Origin of the sequence: Streptomyces sp. NPDC000983, assembly GCF_040299205.1 — a bacterium.
Classification (GTDB): domain Bacteria; phylum Actinomycetota; class Actinomycetes; order Streptomycetales; family Streptomycetaceae; genus Streptomyces.
Map to the genome: position 1 here is coordinate 1 of NZ_JBEPBM010000049.1, position 17351 is coordinate 17351.

General features: G+C 66.2%; 14 protein-coding genes, 1 pseudogene and 1 CRISPR repeat array. Of the genes and pseudogenes, 6 read left to right on the forward strand and 9 right to left on the reverse strand.

The features are described 5' to 3' along the window. Positions 1–133: 133 nt before the first annotated feature. The 3 genes from ABT296_RS33855 to ABT296_RS33865 all read right to left on the reverse strand — a co-directional run bounded on the left by ABT296_RS33855 (position 134) and on the right by ABT296_RS33865 (position 1911). A complete protein-coding gene (locus ABT296_RS33855) occupies positions 134–601 on the reverse strand; it encodes a DUF4279 domain-containing protein (protein ID WP_351933156.1) in 468 nt (155 codons plus the stop codon). Positions 602–717: 116 nt separating this feature from the next. Then, a complete protein-coding gene (locus ABT296_RS33860; protein WP_351933158.1) occupies positions 718–1254 on the reverse strand; it encodes a barstar family protein in 537 nt (178 codons plus the stop codon). Positions 1255–1620: 366 nt separating this feature from the next. Further along, positions 1621–1911 carry a hypothetical protein gene (locus tag ABT296_RS33865; protein WP_351933160.1) on the reverse strand — a complete coding sequence of 97 codons (291 nt, stop codon included), beginning with the start codon at positions 1909–1911 and terminating at the stop codon, positions 1621–1623. Between the two features lie 1068 nt (positions 1912–2979). On the opposite strand from ABT296_RS33865, the gene ABT296_RS33870 reads away from it, so the two are divergent. Continuing rightward, on the forward strand, positions 2980–4902 hold the full coding sequence (locus ABT296_RS33870; protein ID WP_351933162.1) for an ATP-dependent nuclease: 1923 nt from the start codon (positions 2980–2982) through the stop codon (positions 4900–4902). A 206-nt stretch (positions 4903–5108) separates the two neighbouring features. Here the strand turns inward: ABT296_RS33870 and ABT296_RS33875 are convergent. Next, a pseudogene (locus ABT296_RS33875) lies at positions 5109–5286 on the reverse strand (ASCH domain-containing protein); the annotation flags it as partial. A 16-nt stretch (positions 5287–5302) separates the two neighbouring features. Beyond that, positions 5303–5908, reverse strand: a complete 606-nt coding sequence (locus tag ABT296_RS33880) for a DUF6308 family protein (RefSeq protein WP_351933164.1) — start codon at positions 5906–5908, stop codon at positions 5303–5305. 239 nt (positions 5909–6147) lie between these two features. Between ABT296_RS33880 and ABT296_RS33885 the strand changes: the two genes are divergently transcribed. Next, positions 6148–6855, forward strand: a complete 708-nt coding sequence (locus ABT296_RS33885) for a hypothetical protein (protein ID WP_351933166.1) — start codon at positions 6148–6150, stop codon at positions 6853–6855. Between the two features lies 1 nt (position 6856). Further along, positions 6857–8335, forward strand: a complete 1479-nt coding sequence (locus tag ABT296_RS33890; RefSeq protein WP_351933168.1) for a S1 RNA-binding domain-containing protein — start codon at positions 6857–6859, stop codon at positions 8333–8335. 481 nt (positions 8336–8816) lie between these two features. Here the strand turns inward: ABT296_RS33890 and ABT296_RS33895 are convergent, their stop codons facing one another. After that, a complete protein-coding gene (locus tag ABT296_RS33895) occupies positions 8817–9038 on the reverse strand; it encodes a hypothetical protein (RefSeq protein WP_351933170.1) in 222 nt (73 codons plus the stop codon). Between the two features lie 65 nt (positions 9039–9103). Here ABT296_RS33895 and ABT296_RS33900 point away from each other — a divergent pair, with 65 nt between their 5' ends. From ABT296_RS33900 to ABT296_RS33910, 3 genes are read left to right on the forward strand one after another with little or no spacing between them, the layout of a single operon-like run. After that, positions 9104–10288, forward strand: a complete 1185-nt coding sequence (locus ABT296_RS33900) for an ABC-three component system protein (protein ID WP_351933172.1) — start codon at positions 9104–9106, stop codon at positions 10286–10288. Then, positions 10281–10760 carry a three component ABC system middle component gene (locus ABT296_RS33905; RefSeq protein ID WP_351933174.1) on the forward strand — a complete coding sequence of 160 codons (480 nt, stop codon included), beginning with the start codon at positions 10281–10283 and terminating at the stop codon, positions 10758–10760. The genes ABT296_RS33900 and ABT296_RS33905 overlap by 8 nt, the downstream gene beginning before the upstream one ends. 4 nt (positions 10761–10764) lie before the next feature. Beyond that, entirely contained in the window at positions 10765–12729 is a 1965-nt protein-coding gene (locus ABT296_RS33910) for a DUF3732 domain-containing protein (protein WP_351933176.1), read from the forward strand. 133 nt (positions 12730–12862) lie between these two features. On the opposite strand, the gene ABT296_RS33915 is transcribed toward ABT296_RS33910, so the two are convergent. From ABT296_RS33915 to ABT296_RS33925, 3 genes are all read right to left on the reverse strand, one after another. Beyond that, entirely contained in the window at positions 12863–14626 is a 1764-nt protein-coding gene (locus ABT296_RS33915; protein ID WP_351933178.1) for a DUF6119 family protein, read from the reverse strand. 109 nt (positions 14627–14735) lie between these two features. Further along, positions 14736–15009: a CRISPR direct-repeat array (repeat unit 30 nt; unit sequence GGGACCATCCCCGCGGGCGCGGGGAGCACG). A gap of 347 nt (positions 15010–15356) precedes the next feature. Next, a complete protein-coding gene (locus ABT296_RS33920) occupies positions 15357–15908 on the reverse strand; it encodes a GNAT family N-acetyltransferase (protein ID WP_351933180.1) in 552 nt (183 codons plus the stop codon). A gap of 9 nt (positions 15909–15917) precedes the next feature. Next, a complete protein-coding gene (locus ABT296_RS33925) occupies positions 15918–17258 on the reverse strand; it encodes a hypothetical protein (protein WP_351933181.1) in 1341 nt (446 codons plus the stop codon). Positions 17259–17351 lie beyond the last annotated feature (93 nt).

The window sequence follows — 17351 nt, forward strand, 5'->3', positions numbered from 1 at the left end:
ACCCCCCAGATCATGCGAACTACAGGGGGGAGCAGTCATGCCGTCCCGGAGGCCGGGAACCCCATTGCGGGGCTGATCAAGAAGGTAATGGGGGGGGCTGCCCGCCACTCGCTGGTACCGGACGGACCGGGGGTCACGCTTCCTCCTGTGCTGTCATGTCGTACTCGTCGACATCCAGCTCTGCCCCTGTCACGGTGAGGAACTCCAGGACGCCGCGGTCCAAGTGCCAACCGAAAAGGTTCGGACCGTCGGCTGGCCGGAGGAGCTCTTCCTCCGGGCCACCGTCGTTGAAGTAGCGCACTACCTGCAGAACGGCGCTTCCGGGGCCTTCCTCGGCTGTAAGGCGGCCGGCCAACCGGGCGATGGCCTCGGTGTGGGGCTGGAGCCTTCCGACGACTCGGGAGACCTGTTCGTCGACCCGCAGCTCGCGATCACGGCAGACGATCTTCCAGCGATGACAGGACGGAACAGTGACCGGTGACGTGCTTCGGCTCCCCCTCACCCTCGTCTCGTCCGGCTCGATTCCCAGGAACCGGGTGATTTCGTCGGTGGTGGTGCGCTCGCTGGAGAGAGCGAAGTAGACGTACTGAGTCAGAGACACCCATGGAGATTACCGGGGTGATGGCGCGGCCACATTGCTGCGCCTTCCCCTGCTGCCGGGCCTTCAAGGCCGCTACGCCGACCTCACGACTCGGTTCATACGGCCATGTCGCGGTATCAGCCAGGGCGCCGATGCGCGTCGAACCACTCATTCTGGTTCCACATGACCGGCATGGCACCCACCGGCTCGAACTCAATGTTCGGGTCATTGCTGTGGACCAAGGTCATGATGCGATGTCCGAACAGCGAGGCGCTCCGGGCTCGGTCAGCGAAGATGTCGAGCACGATCTGCGCCGCCCGCGGTTCCACTCGTGCGAAGTGGTCGTAGTTGAGAAAGACGATCGCGAGCCCGGTTGCCTCCTTGGTGGTCCCGTAGTCGTAGGACACCACATCCCGAAGACAGTCGTTCAGGGCATCGAGGTTCTCGCCGTAGTAGTCCGGGAAGTCCAAGGCCTCGGCTACAGCGCTGTGCAACGCATCCTCGTCGGCCCACAGACCCGCGTCGAGAACGACGGTTTGATAGCCGTGCTCGTTCAGCCAGCCAACGGTCTCGTCCACGAGGGACCGCCGCCAAAAGAGGGTTACGAAGGTGTTCCACATGAGGCTCAGGGCACGGTCAGGTGCGAACCCGTCATCTGCGTCGAAGGCTGCCATGCGCGCAACCTATCCACAGGATGTCCCCGTGACCACGGGATTTGTGTCAGGCACCACGCAGGCGGACACAACGGCCTCGCACCCTCCCGGGGCCATCCCCGTGGAACGGCGAGTACGACACCTGACAAACCAAACAGCCAGCCGAACCGGCACATCAGACACCGTGCCACCACAGCGACAGCCGCCCAGACGAAGAGGGCAGAACGGCTCGGGTCTACATGGCGACGGTCACCGGACCGCACAGACGCTTCACGATCTTCCTGTCGGAAGACCCCACCCAGCGCGTCGCCTGCTGGTGACACCACGCCATACCCGGCGTCGCCTGGCTTCACAGCCTTGCCCTGCCCAAGTGGCCGACCGAGGAGGTCAGTCCAGTTCGGCCACGTCAGATCCGGCCGGCTTCGGTGGCCTCTGGTGACCGCATTCCAGCCGGGATCCGGCTGCATCGGTCACCGTGTACTCCAGGACAACTCTCGTCGGGTCGCCGTCCTCATACAGCCACACCGTGATGCCCCCCTCCCAGACGAGGGTGGAGAACCAGACATCGATCCCCTCGGCTTCCGGCGCGACCGTGAAAACCTCCCCGGGTTTCAGATAGAAGTCCTCGCCATACGGCTCGACAAAGAGACAAAGGCCCTCACCGCCCGCATTCTCCACAGGAAGCCGGCTACGCCCCACACATCCCCCAGACCCCCGCCGCAACGAACCACTCCACCGTATCCACCCACGCCGCATGACCGTCTGCAGCGTCTTCCTCCTGACTGGCCCGTACATCCGTGAACGGCAGGCCGCCCGCCGCCCATCGGGCCGGCCCCAGCCCTCCGAGTAGCGCCGCCAGTCGGCCCTGGAGGTCACCGTGACCCCGCGGGAGGCTTTTGCCTCCTGCGCAGCACCAGCACCTCTCCTACCAGCACTAACCGGGTACGTCCCCTTTCGGAGACTGGGACGCGCCGTGCATCCGGGCACGGAATGCTGTCGCGCATGCCTTCAGACGGTAACTCAGCCTCGAGCGCCCACCTCACCTGCCCGCGCCGGCCGCGGCTGCCGTGGTCGGCTGCGTGCCGGGGCGCGGCCGCTGCGGCCGGGCGTCAGGCGGTCTGCAAACGGGCGACAAGCTCCGGATTATTCCGCGCGATCTGCTCCTGGGGGCGCTGCCGCTTGCCCGTGGTGAGCTGCGAGGGCGCGGCAGCCGCCCTGTCCGGCTGCGGACGTTAAGCGGTGGGGCTGGCCCGGTCTACGGCAGGGTTGTCGAGTCGTGACCCTGCTCGGCCCCTGGTGGTCGGTGGTCTGGTCGGGGCCGGCTGGTGCGCTGCCTTCCTGAGCGCGGCGCCGCGTCCTTGTGGCGCTCTCGAGGAAGGCGAGGGGGCAGCTGGTGTTGGAGGCGGAGGCTGGGCGCGCTGCACACTCACCGGACCAGACCGATGCGCAGGGGCTGCCGGCTGCCGGATGCGCACCCCGACCACGCCACTCGTGAACCCGACCACAAGCCCAACCACACCTGGTCGCAGGAGGCATTGCGCAGCCGATGGGCTGGGCTGCGCATCCCGGCCCCGCGGTCAAGACCTTACTTTGGGTGCTCGACATGCTGTGTACGTATAGCCGCTGGAACCGAGGAATCACTCATCTCGGGAATTCGGCTGATTGGGTGTCAGGAAGGCTGCTAGCGTCCACAAACGTCACATGGGGAGTCAAATGCCCCGCCCGTACCAAACGCTCAGGACGGCCGTGAAGATCAAGCGCGTTCGCATCGAGAACTTCTGCTGCCTGCACAAGGTGGACGTCTCCTTCGAAGAAATCACTTCCTTCATCGGACCGACGGGGGTCGGCAAGTCCACCGTGCTGCGTGCGCTCGACTGGTTCTTCAACGGCGAAAAGGGTGTTGCACTCAGCGACGACGATGTCCACTCGGCGGCCGAGGGTGGCCGTATCTCGGTGGAGGTGGAGTTCGACGGGCTGACCGAGCATGACCGCCAGACCCTCGGGCGGTACGCACCTGACGGCGCCGTGAGTGTGAGCATCTGGCGAACCTGGCAGGACGGCGAGGACAAGATCACGGGCAAGGCGCTCGCGTACGGTCCCTTCGAGGAAGTCCGGAAGCACGACAAAGCCACGGACCTGCGTCGTGCCTACGATCAGTTGAGAGAGAGCGATCCGACTCTGGGGCTGACGGCGGCCAGTAGCAGGGACAAGGCTCTGGAGGCTATGCATGCCTGGGAGTTGGCCAACCGCGACCGCCTCACGGAGGCCGAGGTCGAGGACACGCATTTCTTCGGCTTTGCTGGACAGAGCAGGCTGGCCCAGTTGATCGACTTCGTGTTCGTTTCCGCAGACCTACGGGCGTACGAGGAGGCCGACGACCAGAAGGCGACTGCACTCGGACGCATTCTTGACCACGCCGTGGATCGCTCGCAGGCGAACGAGCAGCTTGGCGAGATCGAGGAGAATGCTCATCTTGCCCGGCAGCAGGTGCACACCAAGGTCTACGGTCCGGTCCTGGATGAGGTCTCGGCCGCGCTCTCCGCGGAGGTCGCCAAGTTCACCACCGGACGCGAGGTGGTTGTGACCCCTACAGTGCAGGCACCGAGGCCCGCGCGGACCAGTTTCCAGGTGAGCATCCGGGACGGTGCTGCCCACACCTCGGTGCACCGGCAGGGGCATGGCTTCCAACGGGCCTTGATCATTGCGGCGCTGAAGTATCTGGCCGACCGTCGACGCCCGGCCGACGGACTGCGGACGTTGTGCCTGTCCATCGAGGAGCCCGAGCTGTTCCAGCACCCGCCTCAGTCACGAACCTTCGCGAAGGTGCTGCGCGAGCTGGTCGCCACGTCGCCGCAGGGCCGCACACAGGTCATGTACGCCACCCACAACCCCGTTTTCATCGACCCGAAGGGCTACCACCAGATCCGCCGCCTCTGCCGCGCCGCCGGCGAGGACCACCCCGCCACCGAGGTATGGCAGGCCACGGAGGAGGACCTGTTCACGGCCCTCGACGGGCTTGTCGACAAGCAGGTGATCAGGAGCAGGACCGAGGGGACGCTCGGAGGCGCGCTGGCTGAGGGCTTCTTCGCCCATGCCGTGGTTCTCGTTGAGGGGCGGGGGGACGGAGGAGTGATCACCGGCTGTGCCGAGCGCTCGGGGATGAACCTAGGCGCGGACGGCATTAGCGTCATCGAGGTCCATGGCAAGGACAACCTCATGATCTCCGACGCGCTCTTCAGCGCCTTGGGCGTGCCGTGCTACGTGGTCTTCGACGGCGACCTCGGCATGGAACAGCGGAAACGGGAGTCCGTGCGGCACTTGATTCCGGAGCAGCGACAGGAGAAGGAGCGGGCGTTCGAGCGCCAGGCTCAGACAAACCGGACCAAGAACTCGAATCTTTTGCGGTACTTGGGAGCGACTCCCACCCCGCAGCCCGCTGACAACTCGGCCAGCCGCTACACAGTCTTCGAGGACACGCTGGAGACCTACCTCGATCAGCACTGGCCGGCGTGGGAGGAGCGGCGGCAGGAACTCGTCCGCACCGGCGAGGGCATCGACGGGAAGAACGCGGCCACGTATCTGGAGACGACCCGGACCGTCGCGACGGAACCGCCCTTTCTGCTGCATGCCTTGCTGGAGAACGTTCGGTCGGCGGCGGGACGGCGCTAGCCGAATGGTCGACTGGTCGGCTTCGCTGACCCCACGCGCGGCGGGGGCGATTGCGGGAAGCCGCTCCGGAGCTGCTCGCCGAGCGCGGCTCCAGGCAGCCCCCTCGGCTCATATCCCCTGTGTGCTGCGAGGGCACACACAGGGGAGCTGTGAGTTTGTGCCTGTCGCCCCTTGCTGGGGGCAGTGATGCAGACAAAGTCAGGGTGTCAGACGAGGGGCCCGATCCGGACGGCGAGGGCGCCAAGGGCTTCCTTCTCGGGTGAGTAGATGGCGCGAATGTTGGCGAGCTGCTGGTCGCGGGTGACGGTGGGGGTTGACACTGGAGGGACCCTCGCCGTCGAGCAGTGACTCGAAGTCGGTGTACTCGGTGACCCGGACGACCTTGTCGTTGCTGCCGACGTCAGCGAGGACAGGCGTGCTCCTCCGCTCGGTGCCCCATCCACACCGCCACGTCGCAGACCCGCAGCGCACTCACCGTCTGCGGCACCCCCGCGGCCTGGCGTAGCTCCAGCAGTTGGCGGTGCAATGCAGCGTCGTCTTCACGCAGCGCGGTGTGGAGGGAGAGCCAGAAGGACGGCGGCCGGCCGACGGCGCAGCGGACGACGCGGTCGTAGACGGGGAGCAGCTGCGGGCGCTTGCGGGCCAGGAGCTTGCCCGCGATCACCCATCCGACATCGGGCCGGCCGCGCAGGAGATGCCAGGCCTGGTCTGCCGGCGAGCCGTCGGCCACAGCATCCGCGTCGGCGTCGACCATGTTGATGTCCCTGGGTATGGCGTGCAGCAGGCCGGACAGCCGCACGCCGAGCGGGCCCTCAAGGATGTCCAGCGCGACAGGCGCCGGAACGGTGACCGACAGGGTCTGCACCGCGACCAGGTCCTCCGCCGTGATCCGGTCGGCGACCTCCGGCCGGTCTCCCCCACCCGCCAGATGCTCGAACCGACTACCGGTGAACGCCGCCGCGCCGGGCGGCAGACCGATACCGAAGTAGCGCCGCAGATCACCCACAACACGCTCCGCACCCAGCAGTACGCGCAGACGCTGCCCCAACGGGGACAACGCCCCATCAGATACACCGGGCGCAGTGGTCGAAACGGCCATGAGGACTCCATCCTTCATCGAGATCGTAAGCGGTGAGTGGCGCTAGAAGGTCCTGCCCGGTGAGCATGCGGCAAGCCGGACTGGTACTGACCGTGACGTCTGGGCAGGGCGGGGCTGATGTGAGTGGGATCCGGTTGGATGAGCCCGTGACTGTCTATGACGTAGCCCGCCAGCTTCCCAACATCGCTGACCTGCGGGACCTGTGCCGTTCACTTGCAATGCTCGACGCAATCCTGAGCCCGGACTGGGACAGCCGGTCCTACTCCTTCAACGCCGCTTGGGCTGCCGACGAGGAGATGGCCTCGATGCGCAACGGATCAGGGGACGAGTACTCCATCGTGTTTTCGGCAGCCGGAGGTTACATCCGGGGCTTCGGCCATGAATCTGCCATGAGCCCATACGGCAACGACGGCGAGCCTTGGCCGGGAGTGGTCGACGAAGTCCCCGAGACTTTTCGGCCCTTCGTGGAGGAGCCGGCGTTCACCGACGAGGACGGCGTGCCCGTCGTAACAGCCTGCTTGTGGCGGGGGAAGACCGACGATCAGTGGCGCCACGGGACGATCGACTTTCCCGAGGGCCGTGCTGATCCTGATGGAACGACTGGACTGTTCAGTCTCCTGGTCGACCGTTCTCCGGAAGCGTTCCAGCGCTTCGCCGAGGACTACTACGAGGTTCCCGTGGCCCTGACAGCGGTGGGCAAGGTGTATGCCCTGCGACCGCTGGACCAAGAACTCGTTTCGTCGCTGAACTCAGAGATCACCCTGGCGGACCTGGCCCAGGACATCTCCGAAATCGGCTATCCGCGGGCGGACCGAACGAACGCAGCCACGCGGTCGACCTCCGGTGGGCAGTGACGTGCTGCCCTACGTCTACCGGGTCACCAAGTACGACCCCGCCGATCGCGATCAGCACGGCCACTACGCCGGCGCTGAGGACACGACCTGCGACCACGGGCCGGTCGAAGCCGCCTACCTGCAGGCCGTCGCCGCCTTCGCCGAGGACAGCGGCGTCGAGCAGCTGGCCATCCGCGAGCCGCAGCTCGCAGGCTTCATCGACTTCGGCCTGGAGCCACCGGTCGACGGCGACAGCCTGGCCGGCCTCTTCCCCGCCGACCCCGCAGGGTTCCACGACGGGGCACTGGTGCCGATCGAGGTCGGCTTGGAACTTGTCCGAGCGATGCTCCGCGACAACGGGGCCTGGTGCCGCCTAGAGGTCGAGGGAGAGTTCACGGTGCACGTCGGCTGGGACCAGTACCTCTACCTCGGCAGCAGCCGGCCCTGCGAAGCCGCGCTGACCCGCACTCGAGCTCTCGGCCTGTTCCCGGAACGCCTGGAGGCATCGCCGTACGACTTCGCCCCCGACGACCCCGCATACGTGCAGCGCCCGGCCGACGCCGACTTCTGGGCCCACCTTGGCTGGACTGTCGGCGCCCACCGCGCCACGTTCCTGGAGGAGACCTCCGCCCTCAACGCCTCCCGGTGGCACCGCCTGAGCCGCGACAACATCGAGACCGTGCGCTCCCATCTGGCTCCACGTGCACAGTTGGCCGTCTGGCCGGACCTGCTCACCGACGTCGACACGGCCGTGGCTGCCCTGCCCGACGAAGGGCTGGTGGAGATCATCTGGGAGAAGGAAGACGGGCAGATCACCAGCACGGTCGTGGACGAGACCCAGTTCGAGGACGTGACCTCTCACCTTGCCAGCGCGCGTGCTGCCGGCGTCGTATCCATGTACGCCGGTGAAGATCTCCCGCTGTTTACCGCAGTGCTGCCCGACAGCGACGGGGTACTCCGTGCGCGCTGGCAGACCGAACCGACACCCAGCGACCGAGACTGGGCGTTCCTGAAGACCCTGCGCCGCGGCCAGGTCGTCACCGGCACGGTGACGACCATCGCCAGCTTCGGCGTCACCTTCGTGGACATCGGTGGCTTCACCGCGATGATCAACATTCCGGAACTCTCCTGGCGTCCGATCAACCACCCATCCGACGTCGTCAGCGTCGGCCAGGAGGTCACAGCTGAGGTCCTCGACGTCGATATGGTCCGGGAGCGAGTGCCGCTGTCGCTGCGAGCAGTGCAGGAAGACCCTTGGCCGCAGGTAGCGCAGAGGATCGGCCAGGTCGTCACAGGTCCTGTCACCAAGATCGTGCCGTTCGGCGTCTTCGTCCGCATCGAAGACCGAGAGGACGGCTTTGAAGGGCTCGTGCGCACCGACGAGCTGGATCAATCGCCGCCGGACGTCATCAAGGTCGGCGACGCTCTCACCGTGAAGATCATGGATGTCGATCTCGTACGGCGCCGTATTGCCCTGTCGCAGAGGCAGGCCGATCGCTGACGACGTGAATTCAGCGCTTCTGGAACGAGGAAGCCATCTGGTTCCACTTCGAAGTCGACGTCGGCTGCTGGGAGACCGACAGGTCCTACTGGCGCAGGACACCAGTGATCTGCCATCCGTACGCGCGCATCTATCGGCGCACAGCCGCACAAGGCGGCGCATGGCCAATATGGCGGCCTGTTGGAGCAGTCGGTGTGCTTCGTCGCGTTTACGGGCGACAAGGTCGTGGGGCGGAGTGTGCTCCAGTTCGAGTTCCCTGGCCTCCGCCTGCAGGATCTCGGCGAGCTGCACCTGGGCGGCTGCGCTGCCGAGTCGGGCGAGTACGCGGGTGCCGAGGATGGCGAAGCGCCGGTCGCGCGGATGACGTCCCCCATAGGTCAGGGGCTCCAGCACATGAAGGACGTTAGGGATGCGGCCGCTTTGCGCGCCACCACCGACACCATCAACGCCGCAACACCCACCACGCCCCCAACACCGGCCGTCACACGTTCTCGTCCTCGCTCAGCAGGTTCTCAGGCTCGGGCCAGACGATCAGGCGGACGAGCAAATCGATTGGCAGGGTTGCAGTAGGGGTAACGAGCGCCATTACTGACTTCGGCCCGAGCGGCAACGCACCCGCTGAACCACCCTCTACCCCCGGCAGCAACACCTCCTCACCGCCATCGGCATCCGCCCCAAGTAGAACTGACAAGGCCACCAACATCAGACTTGTGTTCGATTAGTGTGGTGCCCTGGACAGGGCACTATCGGAATCGGGAGACTGTGGGCATGGCGTCCTCCGCGCATGAGGCATCTGCGTCGGCCCTGGGCTATATCTTCCAGGCGCAGCTCGCCCTCCTTGAGCTGCTGCGGGGACAAGAAGATCGCCCGGACGGGGCGATCAGCCTGGAGCTCCACGACGACGTCGCGTGGGAAGAAGACGGTCGGCCCGTTGAGCTGCTGCAGGTCAAGCACCACATTCGCAGTGTGCGGTCGCTCGGCGACAAGGACGACGACGTGTGGCGGACCATCCAGTCCTGGATGGACACACATGCCCCCGGCGACGAGTACGGCCCCATGCTGACCCTGGTCACCACGCAGGAGGCCCGGCCAGGCACGGCTATGGCCGCGCTCAAGGCACCCAATCCAGCACCCGCACGGGCCCTTGACCTACTCATCGCCGCCGCGCGGGAGTCCGAGGCCAGGGGAACGAAGGACGCACGGGCAGCCTTCCTGGCCCTTAAGCCGGCGCAACGTGCCGTCTTCGTAAGGCGGATGAGGGTCATCGACGGTTCGCCGTCCATCGACGACCTCGACGCCCGGGTCCGGGTGCAGCTCAGGGCCGCGCTCCCCGACGGGCACGCCGACTCCTTCATGCGGCAGCTGTGGGCGTGGTGGTATGAGCAGACCGTGGACATGCTTCAGAAGCGGCATACCAGCGTCTCCGTGACACGGCTGATGCAGCGCATCAGCCGCATCCGCGATAGCTACACCTCCGACAGACTGCCCACGCTGGTGGACCGTGAGGACTTCCCGCAGGAGGCCGAGACCGAGCTGGCGGATGCCTGCTTCGTCCACCAGTTGCGCTGGGTGGGCGCCGGCCGCCAGTTGAACAAGGCGATGGTGGACTACTACCGCGCATACGCCCAGACCGTGGCCTGGCTCGAAGACGACCTGGTGGACCTCGACGAGCTGGCACGATTCGAAGGCAACCTCGCCGACGAGTGGCAGCGGGAGTTCGACTGGATGCTTGACGACCTGGGTGAAGATGCCACCGACCGGGAGCAAGAGCAGGCCGGCAAGGCGCTGCTGCGCAAAACCCTGGACCAGACCCGGTACCGAATCCGTGAAGCGTACGACGAGGCGTTCTTCTCTCGAGGCAAGCACCACGAGCTGGCAGACCGCGGACGAATCGGGTGGCACCCTGACTTCGAGGCACGGGTGAAGAACCTGATTAGGGCCGCGCGTGCCTAGCTGGACACAGCGGCCTCAAGCCAGTGCCGCCTTCCTCAACCCTGCCCTTGTCGCCGCCGTCGTGGCCACTGCGGCGCGCGACTACGAGCGGGAAGCCTCCGGCAGGCTGATGCCATGGCCGATGGCCTTCGTCGTGGCCCCGCTGGTCCTACACCGACCCACGCGGCGAGCGTTGCCCACCTCGACGCGCACCCATCTGCCGAACTGGGTGGCGGAACACCCGGCACTCGTTGCAGGCCTTGCCGCCCGCAGCACCTCGCTGGCACCCGCCGTACGGGAAGGCCTGCGCTTCGGGATCCGCCACCAGATGCTCACCATCGAGCAGGGCTCCCTCAGAAGCAGGCTTCCGTCGAAGTCCCGTACAGAGGGCGAACTCGCCGACCTGATCAAGGCCGCATCGTTGATAGGCCGCTGGACTGCCAAGTCCGACAGCCTTTCCACCGTGTTCGCGCTGCTCGGCGTGAGACCCTGAGCCGGTGCAGATCCGGTCGATCATCCTCTACAGCAAGAGTGGCGAAAAGCGCGTCCTGGACTTCCGGCTCGGCGAGCTCAACATCGTCACCGGCACGTCCCAGACAGGCAAGAGCGCGCTGCTCGACATCGTCGACTTCTGCCTCGGCAGGGACGAGGCCACGCTCCCGATCAGCCCGATCTTCAACACCGTCGCATGGTATGCAGTCATCCTGCAGCTGCCCGACACCCGCATCCTGGCCGCACGGCCGGCGCCTCGCCCCGGCGCCAAGTCCGTCACCAACGCCATGCTCGAAGTCGGTAGCGACCTCGGTATCCCGGAACTGCCCGACCTCCGCGTCAACACCGACTCCACACAACTGCGCCACCAGCTCGGACGCCGGATCGGCATCGGAGACACCCGCACCGAGCCGGCACCGGGGAGCCTGCTCTCCCCGCTCAGCGCCAACCTCGGCCACGCCGTCCTGCTCTGCCTGCAGAACCAGGACGAAGTCGCCTCCAAGCGGGCGCTGTTCCACCGGCAGAACGAGCGCGGCATCCCGGAGAGCCTCAAAGCCACGATCCCCTACTTCCTCGGCGCGGTCCCCGAAGACCAGGCCGCGCTCCAGCAGCAGCTGACCCAAGCCAAACGAGCCCTCCGCCGCGCCGAGAACGACCTCAAAGCCGCTCAGGAAGCGAACCAGGACATCGAGGCCCGCCTTGAGTCCCTCCTCGGCGAAGCCCGCGTCCACGGACTGCTCCCCGACAGCAGCGTCGACACCTCTGACAGAGCAGCCGTCATCGAGGCCCTGCAGCAGGCTGCCTCCTTTCGGCCCACCCCGGACAACGCAGACGAGGAACAGCGGCGGCAGGAGCTGCTCCTCACCGAACAGTCATCCGCTCTCCGGCGGCAGCTCCGCTCCCTCGCAGAAGAACGCCAGCTCCTGAACGATCTGGAGACACAGGCTGCCGGCTACACCGGCGCCGTCGCCCGCGGCATGTCACGCCTATCCGCGCTCAACCTGGTACCCGACGGCATCCCCGGCGAACGCAGCTGCCCCCTGTGCGGAAACGAACTGGACGAGCCCGACCCCACCGTCGCCGATATGCACACCACCCTCGCAGACCTCCGAGGGCAACTTGACAGCGTCCGAACCGTCCAGCCCCGCCGCGAGCAGGCCCTGCGCGATATCGAGCAGACGGCGACGCGCCTACGCGAACAGCTCCGCGGCATCGAAGGCGCCCTGAGCATCATCGCCGAACAGCACAACCAGCAGGCCGGCCTACTAGGACAGGCCGAAGCCCAGGCCTACACCCGTGGCAGGATCAGCGCCTACCTGGGCCAGATCAACACAGCATCCGACAGCGGACACCGCCAGTACCTTGAGACGAAAGTCGCCGTCGCCCAGCAACTCGTCCAAAGCATCGAAGAAGAGCTCGACAACGACGCTGCCGACGACAAACTCACCCACGGCCTCAGCTACATCAGCGGCAAAATGACCGGCCACGCCCGAACCCTGAAACTCGAACACGGTGACCGCCTGGTCCGACTGGACCTCAAGAAGCTCACCGTCGTCGCCGACACCGATGAGGGCATCACCGAACTGCTCCGCATCGGCAGCGGCAAGAACCACGTCGGCTACCACGTGGCCGCCCATCTCGCCCTCCACCAGTACTTCGTCGCCAACAGCCGCCCCGTCCCCCGCTTCCTCATGCTCGACCAACCCACTCAGCCCTACTACCCCTCCGACATGGCCAAACAGCGAGGACGACTGGAAGACATCGCCCTGGACGAAGACCGAGTGACCGTCACCCGCCTCTTCGAACTCATGCACCAGATCGTCAGGGAACTCTCCCCGAACTTCCAGATGATCGTCAGCGACCACGCGGACCTGCCCCACGACTGGTACCAGGCCTCCGTCCGCTACAACTGGCGCAACGGAGAAAAACTCATCCCCACCACCTGGCTCGAAAACCAGCCCACCCCGTAGCCAGGCGCCCTCCCCACTTTTCACCGTCGGCATCCACCCCGGACAGAACCAACAACAGCGCTCTTCGACCGCGCGTTCGTGCCACCGGCTGACAGATACTCGGCAACATGCAGGCGAGGTGCGGACCTCTGCGTCAGCGGCGGATAGCAACAACTTCGACCTCCGCGTTCATCGCGCGCAGCCGCCTGACCGCCTGGAGCAGCGAGACCTGGGCAAATGCGAAGAGCGAGTCAACACGGATGTCCTGGCCGTCCTTCAGAAGGATCCCGAAGACCACCCGGAGCGTACCGAAGTCGTCGAGCAGGCGGTGGTCCGGCGTGTGTGCGGCCACCTGATCAAGGAATTTAGTCCGTACTTCAAGGTCGCTGCGCAGCGTCTCAACGGCGACCACGCCCTGGGCGAAGAGGTGGTTGAGGGGGGCCGTGCTGGCGGGTGCCTTCTTGATGCAGATCAACTGGTTCTCGGGTCCGAGAACGTCGCAGATCTCCAGGCCTCCTCCCCTGAACTTCCCCGTGACGATGTCTTTCTTGTCGAAGAGCAGGTATCCTTCCGGCTTCGCCGCTTGGTGGTTGAACCAGTCCTCGTCGTGAGAGTCGCGGCCTTTGGAATCGAGTGGGCCTTTGGTCCAGCGCGGGAGGGTGACCGTCTGCGGCTGGGCAAACAGGGCGGTGAGTTCTTCTTCCAGGGTCTCAAGGAAGCCGGCCCCTACCTCGAACCATTTGCCGTTGCCGTAGAATAGGCGGTCTGTGCCCATCGTGATGTCGGCGATAAGCCACTCTTTCCCGTTGGTGGTGACGCTGGCCGGGGTCAGGAAGTCGTCGTCGCTGAACATGGTGACTCGTACGTCGCCGAGGGCTTTGAGCCGTTCTCCCTCAGGCTTGTCCTGTACGAACTGCAGCAGGTGGTGCAGTTCCAGGTCGTTCGTTTCGATCGTGCGGGTGCCTCGTCTGGCGCGGAACGCCTGGGCAGAGCTGTAGCTTTCCTGGCACGAGTCAGGAATCCCAATGATCAGGCGGGGGCTGTCCGGGTCCGCAAGGTGCTTTTCCAGGATGGCCTGGGCCTGCACCGCCTTTTGGCTGCGGCTGTCGAGGGTGTGGACCCTGCTGACAAAACGCAGTTGCGGCAGCGGATCAGGTCTTGCACACACCTCCTCGATCGCCTGCAGGTCGCTCAGGAACTGTTCCACGGTGGTGGCAAGGGGAAGCTTGATGGTGGCCTGTGAGCACTCGACGCGGACCGGTCGTGTCCTGCCGGCCTCCAGGGAAGTCAGTGACAGTCCGCTGACAGTGCCACAGATGCGGCGGACGACGGCACCGAAACGGTCCAGACCAAAGTCGTCGATCCGCTCGCCCCGTGACACTGAGTACTCATCGACCCGGCCTCTGCCGTCCATGATCTGGTTGCGGATTTTGATGACCCCGTCGTCGTCGAGGCAGCGGGTCGCGAACTCCAATCCGAACTCGTCGTCACGGAAGTAGGGGTCCAGCATGTGCTGCCCCACCCCATAGCTCAGCGCGTAGGTGCCGCGGCCTGTGCGTATGAGAATGAGTCCCGCCGCGGCGCGGCTACGTTCAATGACTTCCAGCCCGGTGATGGATTCCACCGCGCTGCACCAGTCGGCGCGCTCTCGGGGAACGCCTCCGGTGATCAGCAAGCCCTCCATCCCCAGGCGGGTGAACTCTCTGACCTGGTAATCCTCACTGTCGAGGTATCTCTCGCGGACGAACGTGCGCAGTTCCGGGGTGGTGCCCTCGGAGGGCCTGAGCCGGTGGAGGGTGGACTTACGGGTGGCAGATCGGGATGTGCGGCTACTACCCAAGGCGGCCTCCACGCGCGAAGCAGTTGAAGACACTACGAAAGCAGACAGGGTGCCGTCTTCACCACCGAACGGATCCATCCGGCCCCAAGGGGAATGCCGGACCGACGGAAGCCGCACAGAGCATCCACCAACAAGCCCCTCGAACTACCCGCAGACGGCACTCCAGGCTGTTGATCGTCACCTCGTAGGGACCATCCCTGCAGGCGCGGGGAGCACATCTCGTTGAGCAGTCCTGCGGTCTTGACCTGGGAACCATCCCCGCGGGCGCGGGGAGCGCAGCTGCCAGTCGGGCGCCTCGTCGGTGCCCATGGGACCATCCCTGCGGGCGCGGGGAGCACACTTTCGGCCACGGATCGTCCCCGTTGCCGAGGGGACCATCCCCGCGGGCGCGGGGAGCACGAGCCGGACAGGCGGGCCCCGTACTGAGGGCTGGGACCATCCCCGCGGGCGCGGGGAGCACGCGAGGGGCGCCCGCGATCCGGTCTTCGGTTTGGGGACTGAGATCTCTCGGTTTCATGTCAGTGCGCCACCTGCACTAATACCGCCCCGTGAGAGTGGAGTCGCCCCGATTTCTCACATCCATGACAGTGAGCCCCACCCCGCAAAGCAACGCTGACCAGCGCTAACGCACAGACCCTCGCTGTCTCTCACTCCGCTGTCACGAAACCGAAAGATCGCAGGCGGACGGTCACACACCGCCGACACCGTCTACAACCGCCTCACGGCCAGGGGCGAAAGACCCGCTCGCCGCCGTACCGCTGTGCGGCGGCCCTGCGCACCCGGTAGTCGCGGAAGGCCGCGCCCAAGTTCAGGAGTGAGGGAAGAACTCGCGGTCGAGGATGCCGTGCACGACAGAGTCACGCCATCCTCCACCCTTCATGACGTGCTCGCGAATGACGCCCTCCTCGACCATGCCAGCCGCCGCCATGGTGCGCTCCGAAGCCACATTGAGCGGGGCACGGGCGCCCCAAATACGGTGCAGGCCAAGATCGTTGAAGCCGAAGCCGAGAAGGAGCCGCACCGTTTCCACGCCGTAGCCACGCCCCCACGCCTGCGGGTGCAGCGCGAAGCCCATGGTGGCTCCGCGCTGCTGGTGGGGATCGAGGGCCAAACGACCGAACCCAATCAGCTCGCCCCTCTCCTGCTCGACGACGGCGAGCGCGTACTCGGTGCGGGGTGTCTCCGCGGCGGCCACCACGGACCGGGCCACGATCTCTTCGACCTGCTCCCGGTTACGGGGCTCGAACGACAGGTGTTGGGTCGCGACGGGGTCGCCGTAGATGGCGTGCACCGCCTCCACGTCCGTGAGGGCGAGCTCCCGCAGGCCGAGGCGTGTGCTGGAACGGGTGACCGGATGCATGCCCGGACTCTACCCGCGGGGCAGGGCAGGCCTGGCGGCCGGGAACGCCTCGATCTCCGCGCGCAGGTCACGCGCGATCGCGGCAGTGCGCACGGACCCGGCATCAAGTGCGGCCCGGACGCGCCTGGCGGAGACGATGATCCCGTTGTTGCGGTGGGAGGCTGGCAGGTTGAGCACGGGGCGGATTGCGGTCGCTGCGCCGTCCAGGTCGCCGCCGTAGAGCCGTACGAGCGCGAGGTCGCACTGCGCGCCAGCGAGATCGCCGAATGCCCAGTCGCGGGCGTGGGGGTCGGCGAACGCATCAACGGCTTCCTCGGCCTGCGCGGCGAGCTGCGCACCGCCGTGGCCCAGGAGCACTTCGGCCTCCACCGTGTAATAGAGCTGCTTGGCGCGGCTGTAGGTGAACAGCCCGCCGAGCTCGTCCAGGTCGTCCGGGACGACGTGCTCTCTCCGGCTGGTGGCCTGCCGGTTCGCCTCGCGCGCGGTCTCCTCGTCGCCGAGCACCGCGGCGGCGCGGGACTTGAGGCCGAGGAGCCACAGGCCCGCGGTTCCCTGCACGTTGACGGCGTTCTCGGCGCCCTGGCCGGCGTAGTGGTAGGCGTCCGCGGGCCGTCCTGCCCAGTAGGAGATGAGCGACTTGAGGCCGTCGGTGAGGGCGATGAGTCCGGGGTGTTCGGCGTCCCTGGCGCACGCTGCTGCGACCCGGGTCATCGTCATGGCCTCGTGGGGGTTCTGCATGTCGTGGAAGCCCTTGGCTACCAGGAAGCTCAGGATGGCGCCCGCGACGTTCAGGTCGCGGAGCTGCGAGGGCCGGACACGGCCGCCTTCCAGGAGCCGGAAGACCTGGTCTTGGGTCTCCAGCAGGTCGGGCCACATCGTCGGGAGCGGGACCCGGGGGTATTCAGCGACCAGGCGTCGCACCTCATCATCGAGCACACCGAGCGTGTCGTCACCCACCCGGTCCCGGTCTGCCCCGAGCAGGAAATCCTTCGCGCGTCGTACTGCCATCGTGCCCGTCCTTCTCATCTCGATCAGGTCCATGCCGAGCTCGGCATGGGGTGCAGTCGGTGACATGTCTGCCTGCGAGGCGAAGTGCGGCGTAGCGTCCTCCGGGGACCACAGTTGCTCGATGGTGTAGCCCAGCATCTCTACGATGACCGGCCGGAACACCCGCTGCGGCTTTCGCCCCTCGTAGATCCATCCTTCGACGGTCTTCAGGGCCGGTTCTACGTCCCTCGATCCGAGCCGTTCAGCCACCTTCCGGTACTCCGGGATGAAGTCATCGGGGGTGCGTATGCCGCGTAACTCCAGGGCCTTCCGGAAGAGCAACACGGCTTCCTCCTCGATCATCCGACTGCACGTCACTGATCCGACGGTAGAACGTTGTCTCAATCAAAATGCCCTCTACAGAAGGTACTTACCGATTCCGAGGGAAGTCCGAGG